The sequence below is a fragment of the [Mycobacterium] fortunisiensis genome (assembly GCF_019050325.1).
GTDB classification, from domain to species: Bacteria; Actinomycetota; Actinomycetes; order Mycobacteriales; family Mycobacteriaceae; genus Mycobacterium; species Mycobacterium fortunisiensis.
In genome coordinates this window covers 39,801-60,301 of the sequence record NZ_VOMB01000005.1, presented here as the reverse complement: position 1 = coordinate 60,301, position 20,501 = coordinate 39,801, and the positions used below count along the sequence as shown (strand labels likewise).

The 20,501-nt window shown below is 70.3% G+C and carries 16 protein-coding genes; 11 read left to right on the top strand and 5 right to left on the bottom strand.

Annotation, left to right across the window (positions count from 1 at the left end; genetic code table 11):
• The first annotated feature begins 12 nt into the window (after positions 1-12).
• Complete coding sequence (locus FR943_RS04010) at positions 13-495, top strand: MarR family winged helix-turn-helix transcriptional regulator (RefSeq protein ID WP_217155048.1); 483 nt, start codon at positions 13-15, stop codon at positions 493-495.
• Positions 496-500: 5 nt separating this feature from the next.
• Here the strand turns inward: FR943_RS04010 and ggh are convergent, their stop codons facing one another.
• Positions 501-1,841, bottom strand: a complete 1,341-nt coding sequence (gene ggh, locus FR943_RS04005) for a glucosylglycerate hydrolase (RefSeq protein ID WP_217155047.1) — start codon at positions 1,839-1,841, stop codon at positions 501-503.
• A gap of 77 nt (positions 1,842-1,918) precedes the next feature.
• Between ggh and FR943_RS04000 the strand changes: the two genes are divergently transcribed.
• A complete protein-coding gene (locus tag FR943_RS04000) occupies positions 1,919-2,602 on the top strand; it encodes an SDR family oxidoreductase (protein WP_217155046.1) in 684 nt (227 codons plus the stop codon).
• 49 nt (positions 2,603-2,651) lie between these two features.
• Here FR943_RS04000 and leuS read toward each other — a convergent pair whose 3' ends face one another.
• A complete protein-coding gene (leuS, locus tag FR943_RS03995; protein ID WP_308170447.1) occupies positions 2,652-5,504 on the bottom strand; it encodes a leucine--tRNA ligase in 2,853 nt (950 codons plus the stop codon).
• Between the two features lie 219 nt (positions 5,505-5,723).
• Here leuS and FR943_RS03990 point away from each other — a divergent pair, with 219 nt between their 5' ends.
• Positions 5,724-6,671: an LpqN/LpqT family lipoprotein gene (locus FR943_RS03990; RefSeq protein WP_217155045.1), complete on the top strand. Its 948-nt coding sequence runs from the start codon at positions 5,724-5,726 to the stop codon at positions 6,669-6,671.
• A 58-nt stretch (positions 6,672-6,729) separates the two neighbouring features.
• On the top strand, positions 6,730-7,077 hold the full coding sequence (locus tag FR943_RS03985) for a hypothetical protein (RefSeq protein ID WP_217155043.1): 348 nt from the start codon (positions 6,730-6,732) through the stop codon (positions 7,075-7,077).
• 32 nt (positions 7,078-7,109) lie between these two features.
• Here the strand turns inward: FR943_RS03985 and FR943_RS03980 are convergent, their stop codons facing one another.
• Complete coding sequence (locus FR943_RS03980; protein ID WP_217155042.1) at positions 7,110-7,715, bottom strand: YqgE/AlgH family protein; 606 nt, start codon at positions 7,713-7,715, stop codon at positions 7,110-7,112.
• Positions 7,716-7,803: 88 nt separating this feature from the next.
• On the opposite strand from FR943_RS03980, the gene FR943_RS03975 reads away from it, so the two are divergent.
• The gene (locus FR943_RS03975; RefSeq protein WP_217155041.1) at positions 7,804-9,087 is read left to right on the top strand and encodes an MFS transporter; all 1,284 of its coding nucleotides are present in this window, start codon (positions 7,804-7,806) and stop codon (positions 9,085-9,087) included.
• A gap of 23 nt (positions 9,088-9,110) precedes the next feature.
• On the top strand, positions 9,111-9,887 hold the full coding sequence (locus FR943_RS03970) for a TIGR03084 family metal-binding protein (RefSeq protein ID WP_217155040.1): 777 nt from the start codon (positions 9,111-9,113) through the stop codon (positions 9,885-9,887).
• 90 nt (positions 9,888-9,977) lie between these two features.
• Here FR943_RS03970 and FR943_RS03965 read toward each other — a convergent pair whose 3' ends face one another.
• Both FR943_RS03965 and FR943_RS03960 read right to left on the bottom strand, forming a co-directional pair.
• Positions 9,978-10,469, bottom strand: a complete 492-nt coding sequence (locus FR943_RS03965) for a pullulanase (RefSeq protein ID WP_217155038.1) — start codon at positions 10,467-10,469, stop codon at positions 9,978-9,980.
• A gap of 18 nt (positions 10,470-10,487) precedes the next feature.
• Positions 10,488-11,951 (bottom strand): CCA tRNA nucleotidyltransferase, encoded by a 1,464-nt coding sequence (locus FR943_RS03960; RefSeq protein WP_217155037.1) that lies wholly within the window; start codon positions 11,949-11,951, stop codon positions 10,488-10,490.
• Between the two features lie 84 nt (positions 11,952-12,035).
• Here FR943_RS03960 and FR943_RS03955 point away from each other — a divergent pair, with 84 nt between their 5' ends.
• From FR943_RS03955 to FR943_RS03935, 5 genes are all read left to right on the top strand, one after another.
• Positions 12,036-12,851 carry an NUDIX hydrolase gene (locus FR943_RS03955; protein WP_217155035.1) on the top strand — a complete coding sequence of 272 codons (816 nt, stop codon included), beginning with the start codon at positions 12,036-12,038 and terminating at the stop codon, positions 12,849-12,851.
• Positions 12,848-15,331 carry a DUF6049 family protein gene (locus FR943_RS03950; RefSeq protein ID WP_217155034.1) on the top strand — a complete coding sequence of 828 codons (2,484 nt, stop codon included), beginning with the start codon at positions 12,848-12,850 and terminating at the stop codon, positions 15,329-15,331. The genes FR943_RS03955 and FR943_RS03950 overlap by 4 nt, the downstream gene beginning before the upstream one ends.
• On the top strand, positions 15,328-18,990 hold the full coding sequence (gene murJ / locus FR943_RS03945) for a murein biosynthesis integral membrane protein MurJ (RefSeq protein WP_217155032.1): 3,663 nt from the start codon (positions 15,328-15,330) through the stop codon (positions 18,988-18,990). The genes FR943_RS03950 and murJ overlap by 4 nt, the downstream gene beginning before the upstream one ends.
• Positions 18,991-19,088: 98 nt before the next feature.
• Positions 19,089-19,742, top strand: a complete 654-nt coding sequence (sigM, locus tag FR943_RS03940) for an RNA polymerase sigma factor SigM (RefSeq protein WP_217155030.1) — start codon at positions 19,089-19,091, stop codon at positions 19,740-19,742.
• Positions 19,693-20,430, top strand: a complete 738-nt coding sequence (locus FR943_RS03935; RefSeq protein WP_217155028.1) for an RsmA family anti-sigma factor — start codon at positions 19,693-19,695, stop codon at positions 20,428-20,430. Before sigM ends, FR943_RS03935 begins: the two co-directional genes overlap by 50 nt.
• Positions 20,431-20,501 lie beyond the last annotated feature (71 nt).

Genomic DNA, 20,501 nt, shown 5'->3' with positions numbered 1-20,501 from the left:
GACTAGCGAATTATGGTGGAAGCCGATTCGCAGGTCACAGAGCTGGCCGGAGAGTTGCAGCGCGTTCTCTCCAAGGTGTTCTCCGTGCTGCGTCGGGGCGACACCAACAAGGGCACGGCCGGTGAACTCACACTGGCCCAGCTCTCGATCCTGCTCACCCTGCTCGACCAGGGGCCGATCCGGATGACCGAGCTGGCCGCCCGCGAACGCGTGCGCACCCCCACCACCACCGTCGCGATCCGCCGCCTCGAGAAGCTGGGGCTGGTAAAGCGCTCGCGCGACCCCTCTGACCTGCGCGCCGTCCTCGTCGAGGTGACCCCGCGCGGGTTGGTCCAGCACCGCGAATCTCTGGCCGCCCGCCGCGCCGACCTCGCGGCCCGGCTGGCCAACCTGAGCGCCGACGATCTGTCCACCCTGGCTGCCGCGCTGGCCCCGCTGGAGCGGCTGGCCGGCCAGAACGAGCAGGCACAACCCGCCCACGCCAAGTCGGAGTAGCCCGGCTATCCCAACCAGTCCAGCACTGCGGCCGCGGTCCAGGACTGCTGCATGCTGCCCAGTGGTTCGCCGGTGAACGGCTCGTAGTACTCCGCGAACGTGCCGTCGCTGGCCTGTCGCAGCCCCTCCCGACGCAACGCCAGGGCCCGCTCGGCCCACCCGCGTCGTCCGAAGCACCAGGAGAACAGCCAGGTCATCACCGGCCACACCGGGCCCCGCCAGTACTCGCGGGACCGAAAGTCCCGCGAGACCGGCGAGGTGGACGGGATCAGGGCGTACCGCAGATCCGGATGCCCGCAGAACCGCGGGCCCTCCAACAGCCGCAGCAGGGCCCGCTCACGGTCGTGCGGCAACCCGCCACAAAGCAGCGGCGCGAACTGTGCCACCGTCTCGGTGGCCACCCACTTCTTGGCGCGGACGTCGTAATCCCTTGCCGCGCCGCTGCGTTCATCGGCCGTCTCGACCACCCCGGCACGGAAACGCTCGGCCCAGGCATACAGGTCGCGCACATCGGCATGCGGCCGCTTGTGGTCCTCACCGATCTCGGCGAGCACCTGGCAGGCCACCGAGAAGATCGCCGAGACGAAGACGTCCTCGACCGCGAAGCTCATCACCTTCGGTAGCAGATCATCTTCGTAGCGAACGGATTTCATCTCCTCGAGCAACCACAGGTACCGGTCGTACTCGAGATCGCTGGGACGCTGGGTGGCGTCGGTGATGATCGCGTTGTCCTCGCGCTGGTACTCGGGCACCTTTCCCGGAATCACGTTGGCATAGGCGCTGTCCCAGCGTGGCGAGTTGTCCATCCCGGATTCCCATCCGTGATAGAGCGTGATGCGGCCACGGCTGTCCTGATCCCGCGATTCGGCGAGCCAGCGGTGCCAGCGCACCAGATCCGCCCACCGGCGATCGAGGAACGCGGCCGCCACCGCACGGGTGGACCGGCCACGGCTGCGGGCATGGTCGAGGATGCGCTGCACCGCGATCGCATGCACCGGCGGCTGGGTGATGCCCGAGGTGTGCCGTCCGCGCGGGGCGTTGGCCGACAGCGCCGAGGTGGCCCACCGGGCCGGGCCGGGAAAGTAGCCGTCGACCCCGTTGGCGAACACGATGTGCGGGATCATCCCGTTACGCCACTGCGCCGAGAGCAGGGTGTCGAGCTCTACCACGGCCCGCTCCACGCTCAGCGGGGCCAGCCCGATCGCCACGAACGCCGCATCCCAGCTCCACATGTGCGGATACAGCAGCGGTGCGGCCGTGGTCATCACCCCCAGGTCGTTGCCGCGCAGCAGGTAGGCCGCGCGCGCCGCGAGCTGGGTGGGAGCGAAACTGGGATCCGGTGGCATCCCTACCATCATGCGGTGCCCGAGCCCGCTCCGCAGGTCGACCCCGCGCCGACGCCCGTCACAGTACCGTTGCAGTCGTGCCGACTGCATTGATCACCGGAGCCGCCGGCGGCATCGGTTCAGCCATCGCCGCCGCGCTTGCTCCCACCCACACCCTGCTGCTGGCCGGACGCCCGTCGGCTCGCCTGGACGCGCTGGCCGACCGGCTCGGAGCCCCGACCTGGCCGCTGGACCTCACCGACGCCGACTCCATCGAATCCGCCACCGAGGTGCTCGCCGAACTCGATGTGCTGGTGCACAACGCGGGCGTGCTCTACCCGGGCCGGGTCTCCGAGTCCATCGCCGAGCAGTGGCGGGCCTCCTTCGAGGTGAACGTCACCGGCGCGGTGGCGCTGACGCTTGCCCTGCTGCCAGCCCTGCGCGCCGCCCGCGGGCATGTGGTGTTCATCAATTCCGGTGCCGGACAGAAAGTTTCAGCCGGAATGGCGTCCTACTCGGCGAGCAAGTTCGCGCTGCGCGCCTTCGCCGACTCGCTGCGCACCGACGAGCCGTCACTGCGGGTCACCTCGATCTTCCCCGGCCGGGTCGACACCGAGATGCAACGCGACCTCGTCGCCTACGAAAGCGCGGTGAACGACACGGCCGGCGAGTACGACCCGGCCAAGTTCCTCAAACCCGAGACCGTCGCCGGGCTGGTGGCCACGGCCATCAGCACCCCGCCGGACGGGCAGGTGCACGAAATCGTGGTCCGTCCCGGGTGATTTGTGCACCCGGAGCGGCGCTGACCGCCGGCGCCTGTGCACAAATCACTCAGACGACGAGGTTGACCAGCCGGCCCGGCACCACGATCACCTTCTTCGGGGTGGCCCCGTCCAGGAAGGCCTGCACCTTCTCGTCGGCCAGCGCCGCGGCCTCCAGCCCGGCCTTGTCCAGATCGGCGGCCACCGTGATCTTGCCGCGCACCTTGCCGTTCACCTGGACCGGGAACTCGATGGTGTCGTCCACCAGGTACTGCGGGTCGGCCCCCGGGAACGGGCCGTGCGCCAGCGGGGTGTCGTGACCCAACCGCTTCCACAACTCCTCGGCCAGGTGCGGCGCCAGCGGGGCGACCATCAGCACCAGCGGTTCGATCGCGGCGCGGGCCGACACCCCCTCCTTGGTCAGGTGGTTGGTGTACTCGATCAGCTTGGCCGCCGCGGTGTTGTTACGAAGGGCCGCATAGTCTTCGGTCACCCCGGCGATCGTGCGATGCAGGATCTTCAACGTGTCGGTGTCGAGCGCCTCGTGCTCGTTGACGCTGGTCGCCCCGGTCTCCTCATCGACCACCACGCGCCACACCCGCTGCAGGAACCGGTGTGCACCCACGACATCCTTGGTGGCCCACGGCCGTGACGCCTCCAGCGGACCCATCGACATCTCGTACACCCGCAGGGTGTCCGCGCCGTATTCGTCGCAGATCTCGTCGGGCGAGACGGAGTTCTTCAGGCTCTTGCCGATCTTGCCGAACTCCTGGTTGACCTCGATTTCCCCATCGGGACCGGTCCAGAAGAACTTGCCGTCCCGCTCGACCACCTCGGCGGCCGGCACATAGCTGCCGCGGGAATCGGTGTATGCGAAGGCCTGGATGTAGCCCTGGTTGACCAGCCGGCGGTACGGCTCGCTCGAGCTCACGAAGCCCAGATCGAACAGCACTTTGTGCCAGAACCGCGAGTACAGCAGGTGTAGCACCGCATGTTCGACGCCACCGACGTACAGGTCGACGCCGCCCGGATCGTCCGGCCCGTGCTCGGCCGGCCGCGGGCCCATCCAGTAGGCCTCGTTCTCCTTGGCGCACAACTCTTCTGAGTTCTGCGGGTCCGTGTAGCGCAGCTCGTACCAGGAGCTGCCGGCCCACTGCGGCATCACGTTGGTATCGCGGGTGTAGGTCTGCAGCCCGTCGCCGAGATCCAGCTCGACATGCACCCATTCGGTCGCCTTGCCCAGCGGCGGCGACGGCTCACTGTCCGCGTCGTCCGGGTCGAACGACACCGGTGCATAGTCCGGAATGTCCGGAAGTTCCACCGGCAGAGCGGATTCCGGCAGTGCGTGGGCCCGGCCGTCGGCGTCGTACACGATCGGGAACGGCTCACCCCAGTACCGCTGCCGGGCGAACAGCCAGTCCCGCAGCTTGTACTCGATCCGGGCCCGGCCGCGACCGTCCGCTTCCAGGTGTTCGATGACCTTCGCCTTGGCCTCGGCCACCGACAGCCCGTTGAGGTAGTCGGAGTTCACCATGGTGCCATCGCCGTTGTAGGCCGCCTGCGTGACGTCGCCACCGGAGACCACCTCGATGATCGGCAGACCGAACTCGGTCGCGAAGTCCCAGTCGCGCTGGTCGCCACCGGGCACCGCCATGATGGCCCCGGTCCCGTACCCGGCGAGCACGTAGTCGGCAATAAAGATGGGCACACCGGTCCCGTTGACCGGATTGGTGGCATAGGCACCGAGGAACACGCCGGTCTTGGTCTTGTTCTCCTGGCGCTCCAGATCCGACTTGGCCGCGATCCCGGCCCGATAGGCGGCGACGGCCTCAGCCGGGGTTTTCGCCCCGAAGGTCCACCGCGAATCGGTGCCCTCGGGCCAGGAATCGGCCACCAGCGCATCCACCAGATCGTGCTCAGGCGCCAGCACCAGGTAGGTGGCGCCGAACAGGGTGTCCGGGCGGGTGGTGAACACCTCGACATCGCCGGCCGCGGTGCCGAACTCCACCGATGCTCCCGTGGAGCGGCCGATCCAGTTGCGCTGCATGGCCTTGACCTTGTCCGGCCAGTCCAGCAGCTCCAGGTCGTCGAGCAGCCGGTCCGAGTAGGCGGTGATGCGCATCATCCACTGCCGCAGGCGCTTCCGGAACACCGGGAAGTTGCCGCGGTCACTGCGCCCGTCGGCGGTGACCTCTTCGTTGGCCAGCACGGTGCCCAGGCCCGGGCACCAGTTCACCATCGAGTCGGCGCGGTACACCAGGCGGTAGCCGTCCACCACGTCGGCGCGCTCGGCCGCCGACAGCTCGGCCCACGCCCTACCGTCATCGAGAGTCCTTGCCCCGGAGTCGAATTCAGCCACCAACTCACTGATTGGGCGGGCCTTCCGGGCTGCCGCGTCGAACCAGGCGTTGTAGATCTGCAGGAAGATCCACTGCGTCCACCGGTAGAAGTCGACATCGGTGGTGGCGAAGCTGCGCCGGGTGTCATGCCCCAACCCCAGCCGGCCCAACTGCCGGCGGAAGTTGACGATATTGGCCTCCGTCCGGGTGCGCGGATGCGTCCCGGTCTGCACCGCGTACTGCTCGGCGGGCAGGCCGAACGCGTCGAAGCCCAGCGCATGCAGCACATTGCGCCCGGTCATCCGGTAGTAGCGGGCGTAGACGTCGGTGGCGATGTAGCCCAACGGGTGTCCGACGTGCAGACCGTCACCCGACGGGTACGGGAACATGTCCTGCACGAACATCTTGTCCGCCGGCACCGGCGTGCCGTCCGGCGCCGCCAGCGAACCCACCGGGTTGGCCACGTTGAAGGTCCCCAGCCGCGCCCAGGTCTGCTGCCAGCTCTGCTCGATCTGGCCCGCCAACTCCGCCGTGTAACGGTGCTGCGGGGTGTCTTCTGAGGTGGTGGCGGCGGGTTCGATCACGTCGTTCAGGGTATAAGGCCACGGTTTGGCCAGCTCACCACCCGCCTCGCCGTCGCCACCGGACACTGAAAGCCACGGCTTGGTATCGGTTGCGTCGCGGCCCAGTCAGAGGTTGGTTCCAGCTCGATCTAGTCCCTGGTGGGTCGCAGTACCCGCGGATAGTCTCGGCGCCAAGTGAAAGTCGCCTGGTCAAGGCACCAAGCGCGGAAGGAACGAGTGATGATCGAGTTGGCCCGCCGATGGCGGGTGCTGACAGCGGGCGTGGCCGTCGGCGTGGCCGGGGTCGTCGGTTTCGCCGGTCAGACCGCCTCAGCCGAACCCCTGCTCCCGGCCCCCAGTCCGGGGCCGGTGACCGTGACCCAGACGGTCACCGTGGCGCCCGCCGCCGCACCCGCAACCGCGGCCACCCCGGGGGCCGCGGTGGCCACCGCACCCGCAGTCGGCGCCCCAGCCGCAGCCCCAGCGCCAGCCCCAGCAGCCGTCGCACCGGCACCGGCAGTCGCCGCGCCGGTCCCGGCCGCCCAGACCATCACCCCGGCCACCTCCGGCACCCTTGCCGACTACTTCAAGAGCAAGGGCGTCAAGATGGAGCCGCAGGTCAGCCAGGATTTCAAGGCGCTGAGCATCGTCCTGCCGCTACCGGCAGGCTGGACCAAGGTGCCCGATCCCAACGTGCCCGACGCCTTCGCGGTGATCGCCGACCGGTCCAGCCCCGACCTGTACACGCCCAACGCCCAAGTGGTGGTCTACAAGCTCGTCGGTGATTTCGATCCGGTCGAGGCCATCAGCCACGGTTACGTCGACAGTCAGCAGTTGCAGAACTGGCGCCCCACCGACATGGGCATGGGAGATTTCCACGGTTTCCCCTCGGCGTTCATCGAAGGTAGCTATCAATCCGGCAGCCAGATGCTCAACACCTCACGCCGGCACATCCTGGCCACCGCTGGATCCGACCGCTACCTGGTGTCGCTGTCGGTCAACTCCGCCGTCGCCAACCAGGGCGTTTCCGCCGCGGCCGATGCCGCCGATGCCATCGTCTCCGGGTTCCGGGTGAGCGCGCCCACCCCCGCGGCGGCACCCGCACCGGCGACCCCGCCGGCCGCCCCGGCACCGGTCGCCCCGGCCCCCGCGGCGGGTTTGCCGCAGCTCCTGGGCCTGCAGGGCTGAGCCGGCCAGACCCGGCCCGACCTCGCCACACCGAGCGGCACCTCGTATTGTGTGGCGCATGCTGATCGCCGCGCTGCTGTGTTTGAGCGCCGCCGTCATCGTCGGCGTGTTCGGGCTGTGGTTGTTGACCCGAGAGCGCACCGGTGACCCCGTGCGCTCGGTGTTGAGAGCGGTGGCCCCCACCCAACTCGCCGCCGCGGTGATGCTGGCCGCCGGCGGAGCCGCGGCGTTGGCCGTCGCACCCCACACCGGCCTGATGGTCGTGCTGGTGTGCATCATCGGCGCGGTGGCCACAGTGGCCGCCGGCTGCTGGCAGAGCGCCAAGGCGGTCGCCGCCGCGGAGGCCGCGAGCTCGGGAGCCGGCTGTGCCGGCTCGTGCGCCGGCTGCACGCTGTCTTGTAAGTGACCGCGCAGGTGCCACCCGCCCGCCGGCAAGTTCTAGTTGCGGCTGACGTCGATCGGGTGGGTGGCCAACAACGACATCGGTAGCGGCTGACGGCGCAACACCCGGCCCCACAGGTCCACGCGGGAACCGCTCAGCACATCCGAGGGCAGCGCCGAGAGCACGATCCAATCGTCGCGCTCGATCTCGCCGTCCAACTGACCGATCGTCCACCCCGAATACCCGGCGAAAATCCGTACGCCTTCGATCACCGGCGCCAGCGTGTCCGGATCCGCGTCGAGATCGACCATCACCACCCGGCCCTGCACGTGCCGCAACCCAGGGACGCCGTCGGCCTGCATGCCGACCCGCAGGGTCGCCAGGCACAGCGCCGAGTCCCGTTTGACCGGGCCGCCGATGTACATGGTCTTGGGTTTGGTGGTGAGCTTGGCCCACTGCGGCAACACGTTGTAGACGGCCGTCTCGCTGGGCCGGTTCAACACCACACCGAGCGTCCCGCCGGCGTTGTGCTCGACGATGTAGATGACACTGCGCCGGAACGTCGGCTCCAGCAGATCGGTATTGGCCAGCAACAGCGTGCCAGGCCGCACCCGGTGCGCCGCAGGCGCGATGAAATCCTCCGGGTCTTCTGACTGCGCCACGTCTACATCATGGCACCGCGATTGCCTCCAGGTGGCGAACAAGCCCGGGCCCGGTCAGATTTCGCGCGAGCTTTGTACTGTTGATCGGGTGGCTCCTCCGCGCGCGCCCCGTGCCCTGTGGCACTCGCTGCGCGGACTGACCGAGTTCCGCCGGCTGCTGGAGCTACGCGCGGTCAGCCAGTTCGGCGACGGGCTCTTCCAGGCCGGTCTGGCCGGGGCGATCCTGTTCAACCCGGAACGGCAAGCCGAACCGTGGCAGATCGCGGCGGCGTTCGCGGTGATGTTCCTGCCGTATTCGGTGCTGGGCCCGTTCGCCGGGGCGCTGCTGGACCGCTGGGACCGACGCCTGGTACTCATCGGGGCCAACCTGGGCCGGCTGGTGGTGGTGCTGCTGGTCGGTGTGCTGCTGGCCTTCGGCATCGGCGACGTGCCGATCCTGTGCTGCGCCCTGATCGTCAACGGTCTGACCCGCTTCGTCTCGTCGGGCCTGTCGGCGTCCCTGCCCGATGTGGTGCCGCGCGACCAGGTGGTGACGATGAACTCGGTGGCCACCGCGGTCGGTGCGCTGGCCGCCTTCCTCGGTGCGGACTTCATGCTGCTGCCGCGGCTGGTGGTCGGTGCCGACGACACCGGTGCGGCGGTGGTGATGTTCATCGTGAGCCTGCCGGTCGCGTTCGCGCTGTGGCTGTCGGTGCGGTTCGGGCCGCACGTGCTGGGCCCGCACGAGAGCAAGCGCGCCATCCACGGGTCGGTGTTCTACGCGGTGTCCACCGGTTGGGTGCACGGTGCCCGCACCGTGCTGGCCGTGCGCCCGGTCGCCGGAACCCTGGCCGGGCTGGCCGCGCACCGGATGGCGTTCGGGATCAACACGCTGCTGGTGCTGGTGATGGTGCGGCACACCGACAATCCCGACCTGACCGGTCTGGGACTGGGCACCGCGGTGGTGTTCGTCGCGGCCGGGGGCACCGGCCAGTTCCTGGCCACCGTGGCCGCCCCGGCGGTGATCGCCCGGTTCGGTCGCTACGCGACGGCCAACGGCGCCCTCGGCTTCGCCGTCGCCGTCCAGTTGGTGGCGATCAGCCTGCAGATGCCGGTGCTGCTGGGGTGTGGATTTCTGCTCGGGGCGGCGGGGCAGCTGGTGAAGCTGTGCGCGGATTCGGCGATGCAGATCGACGTCGACGACGCGCTGCGCGGCCACGTGTTCACCGTGCAGGACGCACTGTTCTGGATCGCGTTCGTGCTGGCGATCGCCGCCACGGCCGCCGTGATCCCCGCCGACGGCCGTTCGCCCGGGTTGGTGGCGGCCGGGGCGGCGGCCTACCTGATCGGGCTCGGGCTGCACGCCGCGGTGGCATCTCCGAAGCGGGGGTGAAGCGCCGGTCTAGGCTGTCCGCCATGGTGAGCGCCGAAGCGATCGTGGCCGACCTGTCCGCCGAGAGCGACGAACTCGACGCCCTCGTGGCCGACCTGCCCGCCACGGGCTGGGCCACCCCGACGCCGGCCGAAGGCTGGACCATCGCCCACCAGATCGCCCACCTGCTGTGGACCGACCGAGTGTCGGTGATCGCGATCACCGACAAGGACGGCTTCGACGCGGTGCTCGCCGAGGCGATGCAGGATCCCACCGGCTTCGTCGACGCGGCCGCCGAACAGACCGCGCTGACCCCGCCCGATCAGCTGCTGGCCGACTGGCGCGCGACCCGCGCCCGACTGCACACGGAGTTGGTGAACGTGGCCGAGGGCCGCAAGCTGCCCTGGTTCGGTCCGCCGATGAGCGCGAGCTCGATGGCCACCGCCCGCATGATGGAGACCTGGGCACACGGCCTGGACGTGGCCGACGCGCTCGGGGTACACCGGCCGGGCACCGCACGGCTGCGCTCGATCGCCCACATCGGGGTGCGCACAAGGGATTTCGCGTTCACCGTGCACGGGTTGACGCCACCGGCCGAGGAGTTCCGGGTCGAGTTGCGTGCCCCGGACGGTTCGCTGTGGGAGTGGGGGCCGACGGATGCGGCCCAGCGCGTGACGGGTTCGGCCGAGGACTTCTGCATGCTGGTCACCCAGCGCCGGGCGCCCGCGGACCTGGACGTGACGGCGGTGGGTGACGACGCCACCCGGTGGCTGGGGATCGCGCAGGCGTTCGCCGGGCCGCCGGGGGCCGGACGGGGCTGAGCGCACGCTCGTGACGGCGTGAGGGTGCGGATCCTGCTGGGGATTGGCGGCGTGGCCGGTGGCAGACACGCACGCTCGCGCTGAGGGGGATCAGGACACCGAGTCGGCGCGGCCGTCGCCGTCAGTGTCGGCCAGCTTCATGTCCCACTGCCCGTCGCCGTCGGTGTCGACGTAGGCCAACTCCCCCGCCAGCACCCGATCGGCCAGACCGTCCCCGTCGACATCGACCAGCCGGTCGTCGGCCGCACCGTCGGCGTCGAAATCGACCAGTGGGCCACCGGTCTGTTCCATCCCGTCCAACCCGAACCAGCGCACCTGCCCAGACCGGTCCACCCGCACCGCCCAAGTGCCCGAACCATCGTCGGAGTAATAGCTTTCGGCCCGGCCGTCGTCGTCGACATCGAGCACCATCCGCTCGGCGAGACCATCCCCGTCGAAATCGGCCAGCACGTCGTCGATCCGGCCGTCGCCGTCGAAGTCCAGCCCGACACCGTCGGGGCTGCCGTCGCCGTCCACATCCACATCGGGCACGCCGGTGTGGATCGTCACAGCCCCGTCGGAATCACCCAGGCAATAGTCCATGACTGATCAGACGCACGATCAGCCCCTGGCGTTCCACCATTTCAGCAATTCGTCGACGGCCTGCTCCCGGGACAGCGGGCCGTGCTCCAGCCGGAGTTCCTTGAGGTACTTCCACGCCTCGCCGACCTGAGGGCCCGCCGGAATACCGAGGATCTCCATGATCTCGTTGCCGTCGAGGTCCGGCCGCACCCGCTGCAGATCCTCCTTGGCCGCCAACTCGGCGATCCGGTTCTCCAGGTCGTCATAGTTGGCCTGCAGCCGCGCCGCCCGGCGCTTGTTGCGGGTGGTGCAGTCCGCCCGCACCAGCTTGTGCAGCCGGCCCAGCAGCGGCCCGGCATCGGTGACATAACGCCGCACCGCCGAATCCGTCCACTTGCCGGTGCCCTTGTCGTCGGCATAACCGTGGAACCGCAGGTGCAGATAGACCAGCTGCGACACGTCATCGACCATCTGCTTGGAGTACTTGAGCGCCCGCATCCGCTTACGGGTCATCTTGGCGCCGACCACCTCGTGATGGTGGAAGCTCACGCCGCCGTCGGATTCGTGCTTGCGGGTCGCCGGCTTGCCGATGTCGTGCAGCAGCGCCGCCCAGCGCAACACCAAATCAGGAGGACTTCCAGAGCCTTCCAGCTCTATGGCCTGCCGCAGCACCGTCAGCGAATGCCAGTACACGTCCTTGTGCTGGTGGTGTTCGTCGATGGCCATCCGCATCTCGCCGACCTCGGGCAGCACCACCTCGCCCAGCCCGGTCTGCACCATGAGGTCGATACCGGCCACCGGATCGGCGCCCAGCAGCAGCTTGTCCAGCTCGGCGGCGACCCGCTCGACCGTGATCCGGGACAGCTGCGGCGCCATCTCCAACAGCGCCTCGAGCACCCGCGGCGCCACCCCGAAACCCAGCTGCGAAACGAATCGGGCCGCCCGCAGCATCCGCAGCGGATCGTCGCCGAACGACACCTCCGGTGCCGACGGGGTGTCGAGCACCTTGGCCTGAATGGCTGCCAAACCGCCTAGGGGATCGTGGAATTCGGCAGGACCGTCGGCGCTGATGCGGACCGCCATGGCGTTCGCGGTGAAGTCGCGGCGCACCAGATCGTCATGGAGGTTGTCACCGAACTCCACCGTCGGATTCCGCGACACCTGGTCATAGCTGTCGGCCCGGAACGTGGTGATCTCGAGGCGGTCGGCACCCTTGCCCACACCCAGCGTGCCGAACTCGATCCCGGTGTCCCACAGCGCATCGGCCCACGGCCGCAGGAACGTCAGCATCTGCTCCGGGCGGGCATCGGTGGTGAAGTCCAGATCACTGTGCTCGGTCAACCGGCCCAGCAGCGCGTCCCGCACACTGCCACCCACCAGATACAACTCGTGGCCCGCGGCAGCGAAGAGCGCACCGAGCCCGCGCAGCACCTCGGCGCGCTGGTTCAGTGCCACCAGGGCGCCGGCCAGCAATTCGGCATCAGAAACAACAGGGTCGGACACGTTCGATGAGCCTAATGCTCGCGGTCTGGTCACAACCGGCGAGTGCGGCAGGTGGCCAACCCCGTGGCAGCTACTATCGCTTGGGTGTCGGACGGCGAACAGGCCAAACCACGACGGCGCCGCAGTCGGCGTCGCGGCCGTCGTCGTGCACAGCGGGCGGCCGGGCCCCCGGCCGACGATCAGGGCACCGACGCCGCACGTCACACCGAACCCGCCGACCAGACGCCCCCCGCCGCGGATCCACCCCACCCGACCCCCCGTGACCAGTCCAAGCAACGCAAGTCCCGGCCGCGCCGACCGCCGGAGCGGCTGCGCACCGTCCACGAGACCTCCGCCGGTGGCCTCGTCATCGACGGCATCGACGGCCCGAAGGACACCCAGGTGGCAGCCCTGATCGGCCGGGTCGACCGGCGCGGACGGATGCTGTGGTCCTTGCCGAAGGGGCACATCGAACTCGGCGAGACCGCCGAACAGACCGCGATCCGCGAGGTCGCCGAGGAAACCGGCATCCGCGGTGACGTGCTGGCCGCCCTCGGCAGCATCGACTACTGGTTCGTCACCGAGGGCCGCCGGGTGCACAAGACCGTGCACCACTACCTGATGCGTTTCCTCGGCGGCGAACTGTCCGACGATGACGTCGAGGTGACCGAGGTCGCCTGGGTGCCCCTGCGGGAACTGCCGTCACGGTTGGCCTACGCCGACGAACGCAAGCTGGCCGAGGTGGCCGGGGAGCTGATCGACAAACTGCACACCGACGGTCCCGCCGCGCTGCCGCCACTGCCGCGCAGTGCGCCGCGGCGACGCCCCCAGACCCACTCGCACGCCCGCAACCACCGCCGCGACGAATCTGCACAACCCCAGCCACGACGGCGCACGAACGGATGCGGACAGGGACCGTGACCGCCGCTCCCGCGGTGCGCCGAGGGCTTTCCCTCCTGGCGCACACAGTGCTGCTCGCGGTGGTGCTGATGCTGCTCTCGGTGTGGTCCACCGCCGCCCTGCCGGCGCTGCTGCCCCGGGCCGCCGCGAGCGAACCGGGCGCCCTGCCGTTCCTGCAGATCCGAATCGACAAGGTCACCCCCGACGTCGTCACCACCACGAGCGCATCGGTGGTCACCGTCAGCGGCGCCGTCCTCAACGTGGGCGACCGGCCGGTGCGCGACGTGGTGATCCGGATGGAGCACGCGCGCGCCGTCACCTCCTCTAGTCAGCTGCGCACCGACCTCACCGGCGACCTGGACCAGTTCGAGCCGGTGGCCGACTTCGTCACGGTGGCCCCGGAGATGCAACGCGGCGAATCGGTGGCCTTCACGCTGTCCTACCCGCTGCGTTCCGACGGCGCCAGCTCCCTGCACATCGCCGAACCCGGGGTCTACCCGGTACTGATCAACGTCAACGGCACCCCGGACTACGGCGAGCCCGCCCGCCTCGACGACGCTCGCTTCCTGCTGCCCGTGCTCGGCGTCCCTGCCGACGGATCCACCGACTCCGAGCCCGACACGATGTCGGCCGCCGACACCCTCAGTTCGGTCGTGCCGCCCGACACCTCACACCCGGTGCGGATGACGATGCTGTGGCCGCTGGCCGACCGGCCGCGCCTGGCCCCGGGCGCCCCGGGTGGCACCACCCCGGTGCGGCTGGTCGACGACACCCTGGCCACCTCGCTGGCCCCCGGCGGGCGGCTCGACACCCTGCTTTCGGCGGCCGACTTCGCCACCGGGCCCACCGTCGACTCCGGCGGCCAGATGCGCGCCACCCTGTGCCTGGCCGTCGACCCGGATCTGCTGGTCACCGTCAATGCGATGACCGGCGGCTACGTCGTCAACGACGGACCCGACATCGGCCCCGGCACCCCGACCCGCCCCGGCGCCGGCCAAGAGGCCGCCCTGGACTGGCTGAACCGGCTGCGCGCCCTGGCCGACCGGCTGTGCGTGGCACCCACCAGCTACGCGCAGGCCGATCTGTCCGCGCTGCAACAGGTCGGCGATCCGGGCCTGAACGTGATCGCCACCAACGGCGCCGGCGACATCGTCGACCAGATTCTCGGCATCACCTCCGTGCGCGGCGCCAGCCTCCTGGGCGACGGGCCGCTGACCCGTCCGGCCCTGGATCTGTTGGCCGCCCAAGGCCAGACGGTGGCCATCTCGGCCGCCCACATCACCGCCCAGGACTCCGAGACCGGCGCCCCGGTGACCGCCGAGGTGGCGCCGCTGCGCTACCGGCCCGAGGTGGTGGCCGCCGGCTTCGACCCGGCCGTGGGGGCGGCCCTGGCCGGTGCCGGCACCGATCCGGTGGCGCCGTCCTACCTGGACCGGTCGCTGGACATCCCGCTGCGGCACGACTCCCAGACCGCCCGCCGTCAGGACGCGCTGGGCGCACTGCTGTGGCGCGGCCTGACCCCGGACGAACAACCCCGAACCCAGATCCTGATGCCCCCGCTGATGTGGACCCTGGACGCCGACGACGCGCAGGCCATCCTCACCACCGTCGCCACCACGATCCACGCCGGCCTGGCCGTGCCGCGCCCGCTGCCCAACCTGATCGCCGAGGGCAACGCGGTGCCACCCGAACCGCAGCAGCCGGCACCGCCGGATTCCCTCGGCAATCCGCGCAGCGTCGTCGACGACAACATCAACCGCGGCATCCACGCCGTGGTCACCCGGCTGTGGGGCCTGACCGCCGCACTGACCACCGACGAACGCACCGGGCTGACCGGCATGCAGTACACCGCTCCGCTGCGCGAGGACATGTTGCGGGCGCTGAGCCAGTCCGTGCCGCCGGACGCCCGCGAAGGCCTGGCCGAGCAACGGGTGCAGACCGTCAGCCGCAGCGTGGACGACATGTTCCGGGCCGTGACGATCGTCAATCCGGGCGGGGCCTACACGCTGGCCACCGAACGCAGCCCGCTGCCGCTGGCGCTGCGCAACAACCTGCCGGTGCCGGTGCGGGTGCGGTTGCACGTCGACGCGCCACCCGGGATGACCGTCACCGACATGGGCGAGATCGTGCTGCCGCCCGGCTACCTGCCGCTGCGGGTGCCGATCGAGGTGCACTTCACCCAGCGGGTCGCCGTCGACGTCAGCCTGCAGACCGCGGGCGGGCTGACCCTGGGTGAGCCGGTGCGGTTGTCGGTGCACTCCAACGCCTACGGCAAGGTGCTGTTCTTCATCACGCTGTCGGCCGGGGCGGTGCTCGTGGCGCTGGCCGGCCGCCGGCTGTGGCACCGCTTCCGCGGCCAGCCCGACCGGGCCGACCTCATCCCGCCCGGCGAGCACCCGGACCCGCTCGACGTCGCCCTGGCCTTCAACACCGACTCGAGCAGTGACGACAAGCCGACGCCGCCTCCGGAGCAGCCGGAGCACCCGGAGCGCACCAGATGACCGACCGACCCGCGCCCCGCCCGGCCGGGCGTCCCGAGCTGTCCGATTCCGCCGTGGTGTCGCGGTCATGGGGCATGGCCTTCGCCACCCTGATCTCCCGGATCACCGGGTTCTTCCGGTTCGTGCTGTTGATGACGATGCTCGGCGGAGCGTTGACCAGTTCGTTCTCAGTGGCCAACCAGCTGCCCAACATGGTGGCCGCGCTGGTCCTGGAGGCCACGTTCACCGCCATCTTCGTGCCGGTGCTCGTCCGCGCCGAACGCGACGACGCCGACGGCGGTGCCGCGTTCGTCCGGCGCCTGGTCACCTTGGCCACCACGCTGCTGCTGGTCACCACGGTGCTCTCGGTGCTGTGCGCGCCGCTGCTGGTGAAGCTGATGCTGGGCAGTCACCCCCAGGTCAACACACCACTGACCACGGCGTTCGCCTACCTGCTCTTGCCGCAGGTGCTGTTCTACGGGCTGACCTCGGTGTACGGCGCAATCTTGAACACCCGCAACATCTTCGGCCCGCCGGCCTGGGCGCCGGTGCTCAACAACGTCATCGCCATCGCGACGATGGGCGTCTTCGTCCTGGTGCCCGGCGAACTGTCCGCGGACCCGGTTCGCATGGGGACGGCCAAACTGCTGGTGCTCGGGATCGGCACCACGCTGGGCGTGGTGGCCCAGGCCGTGGTGTTGTTCGTGGCGATCCGCGCCGAACGGGTCAGCCTGCGGCCGCTGTGGGGCATCGACAAGCGGCTCAAGGCCTTCGGCGGGATGGCCGCCGCGATGGTGCTCTACGTGCTGATCAACCAGATCGGCTTCATCGTGGGCAACCGGATCGCGAGCGCCGCCGCCGCCTCCGGCCCGGCCATCTACAACTACACGTGGCTTCTGCTGATGCTGCCGTTCGGCATGATCGGCGTCACGGTGCTCACGGTGGTGATGCCGCGGCTGAGCCGCAACGCGGCCGCCGACGACATCCCCGCGGTCCTCGACGATTTCTCGCTGGCCACCCGGCTGACCATGGTCACGCTCATCCCGATCGTGGCGATGATGACCGTCGGCGGGCCGGCGATCGGCAGCGCCCTGTTCGACTACGGCAACTTCGACGCCAGCGACGCCGGCTACCTGGGCATGGCGATCACGCTGTCCTCGTTCACGCTCATCCCCTACGCACTGGTGCTGCTGCAGCTGCGGGTGTTCTACGCCCGGGAGAAACCGTGGACCCCGATCGTGATCGTGGTGGTGATCGCCGTCGTCAAGATCGCCGGCTCGATCGCCGCCCCGCACGTCACCGACGATCCCAACATGGTGGCCGGCTACCTCGGCCTGGCCAACGGCCTCGGCTACGCGGCCGGCGCCGCCGTCGGGCATTTCCTGCTGAAGTCACACCTGCGCCCGCGCGGTGGCCGGATGCTGCGCGACGCGGTGATCCGCACCATCCTGGTCACCCTGGCCGCCTCCCTGGTCGCGAGCCTGGTGGCGCACACCGTGGACCAGCTGCTGGGGCTGGAGTCATTGACCACGAACGCCGGCCCGGCGGGTTCGCTGCTGCGCCTGCTGGTGCTGGGCGTGATCATGGTCCCGATCATCGCGGCAGTGATGCTGGCCGCCGGGGTGCCCGAGGCCCACTCGGCGCTGGCGATGATCCGGCGGCGGCTCGACCGCGGCCGCCGCGCACCGGTGCCGCCCGGCGGAACGGTAGCCGCGCCGCCAATTGCGCCGCCCGTCGGGCCGCCTCCTGCGATGCCCGTCACGTACCCTGATCAGAGGAATTCTTCTCCCAACCGGTGGCCGTCAAGCCCGGCAGCCGCCGGAGGCGGGACCCCGGCAGCTGTTGCCGGGGCGGGGATGTGGAAAGGACCACCGGTGACCGACGAATCTGCGGACGGCCCGGCACCGAACGCAACTTCGACATCCGGGATGACAACCGAGACGACGAAGTTGCCCCGTCCGGCTGCCGACGAGTTCCAGCCGGATGCGGCCCCGGCCGATTCGCCGGCCGATTCCCCCGCCGCGGCGGCAGGCGACACCCCGGAGTCCGACTCCCCCACCGAGGTGACCGACCTGCCCCCCGGCCGGTCCAACGGCACGGCACGAGCCGCCACCGACTACGCCGGCGACCCGTCCCGCGAGCCGATCTCCTTCGCCCCGCCGCGCGAACCCATGGACTCGGCCGAGGACGACGTCCACCTGATTCCCGGCGCCACGATCGCCGACGGCCGCTACCGGCTGCTGGTCTTCCACGGCGGTCCGCCGCACCTGCAGTTCTGGCAGGCCCTGGACACCGCGCTGGACCGCCAGGTGGCGCTGACCTTCGTCGACCCCGACGGCGCCATGCCCGACGCCCAGGTGCAGGAAATCCTGTCGCGCACCCTCAAGCTCAGCCGCATCGATGTGCCCGGTATCGCCCGGGTGCTCGACGTGGCCCACAGCGGATCGGGTGGCCTGATCGTCTCGGAGTGGATCCGCGGCGGCTCGCTGGCCGAGGTGGCCGACACCTCACCCTCGCCGGTCGGCGGCGCGCGGGCCATCCAGTCCCTGGCGGCCGCCGCCGAGGCGGCCCACCGCGCCGGCGTGGCCCTGTCGATCGATCACCCCAGCCGGGTGCGGGTCAGTATCGAAGGCGACGTGGCGCTGGCCTTCCCGGCCACCATGCCCGACGCCACCCCCGACGACGACATCCGCGGTATCGGGGCGGCGCTGTACGCCCTGCTGGTCAACCGCTGGCCGCTGCCGGAGTCCGGGTCCCGCAGCGGGCTGGAGCCGGCCGGGCTCGATGCCGCCGGGCAGCCGGTCGAGCCACGCGCCGTCGACCGCGACATCCCGTTCCAGATTTCGGCGGCCGCCGCCCGCGCGGTCCAGCCGGGTGGCGGGATCCGCAGTGCCCCAACACTTTTGAACCTGCTGCAGCAGGCCACCGCGGTCGCCGACCGGACCGAGTTGATGAGTTCGTTCGAAGAGGCCCCGGTCCCGGCCGCCCCCGTGCGGGCACACGAGACCCCCGAGGAACACGAGGCCGCCGAGGCCCGGCGCCGCAAAGGCCTGATCATCGGGGTGAGCGTGGCCGCGGCCATCATCCTGATCGCGCTGCTGGTGTTGGCCTCGGTCCTGAACAGCATCTTCGGCGACGTCGGCGGCGGCCTCAACCGCGACGAGCTCGGCCTCAACGCGCCCACCTCGGATACTCAAGAGACCCAAGACAATTCGTCGGCTGCCACCGGAAGCACGGTCAAACCGGTTCGGGCCACGGTGTTTTCACCGGAAGGCGAAGCTGATTCGCCGGCCACGGCCGGGCAGGCCATCGACGGCAGCTCCAGCACGGCCTGGTCCACCGACACCTATTCGGATCCCGCACCGTTCCCCGGATTCAAGAACGGCGTCGGCCTGTTGCTGCAACTGCCGAAGCCCACCGAGATCGGCTCGGTGACCCTCAACGTGACCAGCACCGGCACCGCCGTGCAGATCCGCTCGGCGGAGTCGGCCTCACCGTCGTCGCTGTCGGACACCACCGAGCTGACCCCGCCGACCCCGCTGAAGCCCGGTTCCAACACCATCGAGGTGAGCAAGGAATCGTCCACGTCGTACGTGCTGGTGTGGATCTCCACCCTGGGCACCGTGGACGGCAAGAGCCGCACCGACATCTCCGAGATCACGATCAAAGCCGCCTCCTGACCGTCATCCACAGCCCGAACAGCGGGCTGACCTGGCGTTATCAGCCCAGCGTCAAACAAGTGTCCTGGATCACTCCCGACAGCGTTTAGGTTCAGCGTGTGGGAAGGTTCGGGGGGGCCGGGGCGCCGGTCAGCGGACGGAGTCGGGGGCATGAGGCCACCGCGCGTTCCGACGCCGAGCTGCTCGCCGCCCATGTGTCCGGGGACCCCTACGCGTTCGAAGAACTCGTGCACCGGCACCACCGGCAGCTGCGCCGGCTGGCCTTCCTGACCAGCCACCACGACGACGACGCCGACGACGCCGTGCAGGACGCGCTGTTCTCGGCGCACCGCACCGCCGCCTCCTTCCGCTACGACTCGGCGGTCAGCAGCTGGTTGTACCGCATCGTGGTGAACGCCTGCCTCGACCGGGTGCGCCGGGCCCGCAGCCAACCCGCCGCCGCCCGCTACGAGCTCGAAGACCTCGCACACCTGCGCGACCCCGCCGGTGACCCGGCCCGCCGGGTGGACACGGCCATCGTGGTGGAACGGGCTTTGATGCAGCTGCCGGTCGAGCAGCGCGCCGCCGTGGTGGCCGTCGACATGCAGGGTTTCTCGGTGGCGGAGACGGCCCGGTTGCTGGGCGTCGCCGAGGGCACCGTGAAAAGCCGGTGTGCGCGCGCCAGGACCAAGCTGGCCCGGCTGCTCCAGTATTTTGAAGCCGATGAACGGCAGCACACCCCGAGTGCCGTCGGACGGCCCGATTCCTGCTGAGCTGCTGGCTGACCTGCAGGCCGGGCTGCTCGACGATGCCACCGCCGCGCAGCTGCGCCGGCAGGTGCGCACCGACCCGCAGGCCGGCCCGGCGGCCCGCGCCACGCTGGCCGCACTCGACCGGGTCCGCCGCGACCTGGCCCACCTGGGCACCGACGCCGAGTCCGCGCCACCGGTCCCCGCTGAAGTCAGCGCCCGGCTGTCCGCGGCGCTGCGGGCCGCCCCGACCCGTCCGCCCATCCGGCGCGGCAAGCTCCTGGCAGCGATCGCCGGGACCGGTGCCGCGGTGGTGGCCGCCGTCGTGGGTGTCGTCGTCCTCCTGCACCCGCCGGGCTCCGCGCCCTCGACGCTGACCAGCCTCGGCCGCATCACCGTGGCGCCGCCACCCGCCCAGATCGGCCTGTCCGACGCCCAGTTGCTGAGCCTGCTGTCGGCGCGGCCCGACCTGGGACCGCTGGCCGATCCGCACCGCCGGGAAGGCTGCCTCGCCGCGCTGGGCTACCCGTCCGACACCCCGATCCTCGGGGCCCGGCCGCACGAGGTGGCGGGCCGGCCCGGGGTGCTGCTGGTGCTGCCCGCAGACCGCCCGGACGCCGTCGTCGGGCTGGTGGTGGGCGCCGACTGCGCTGCCGGACACCCGGCGACACTGGCCGACACCGTCGTCAACCGGCCGGGGAAACATCCGTAGGCTGTCCTGCGAGCTCGCTGGGAACACATCCGGCCTAGGCTGACGTTACAACCCGTGCCGAGTACGGCAGA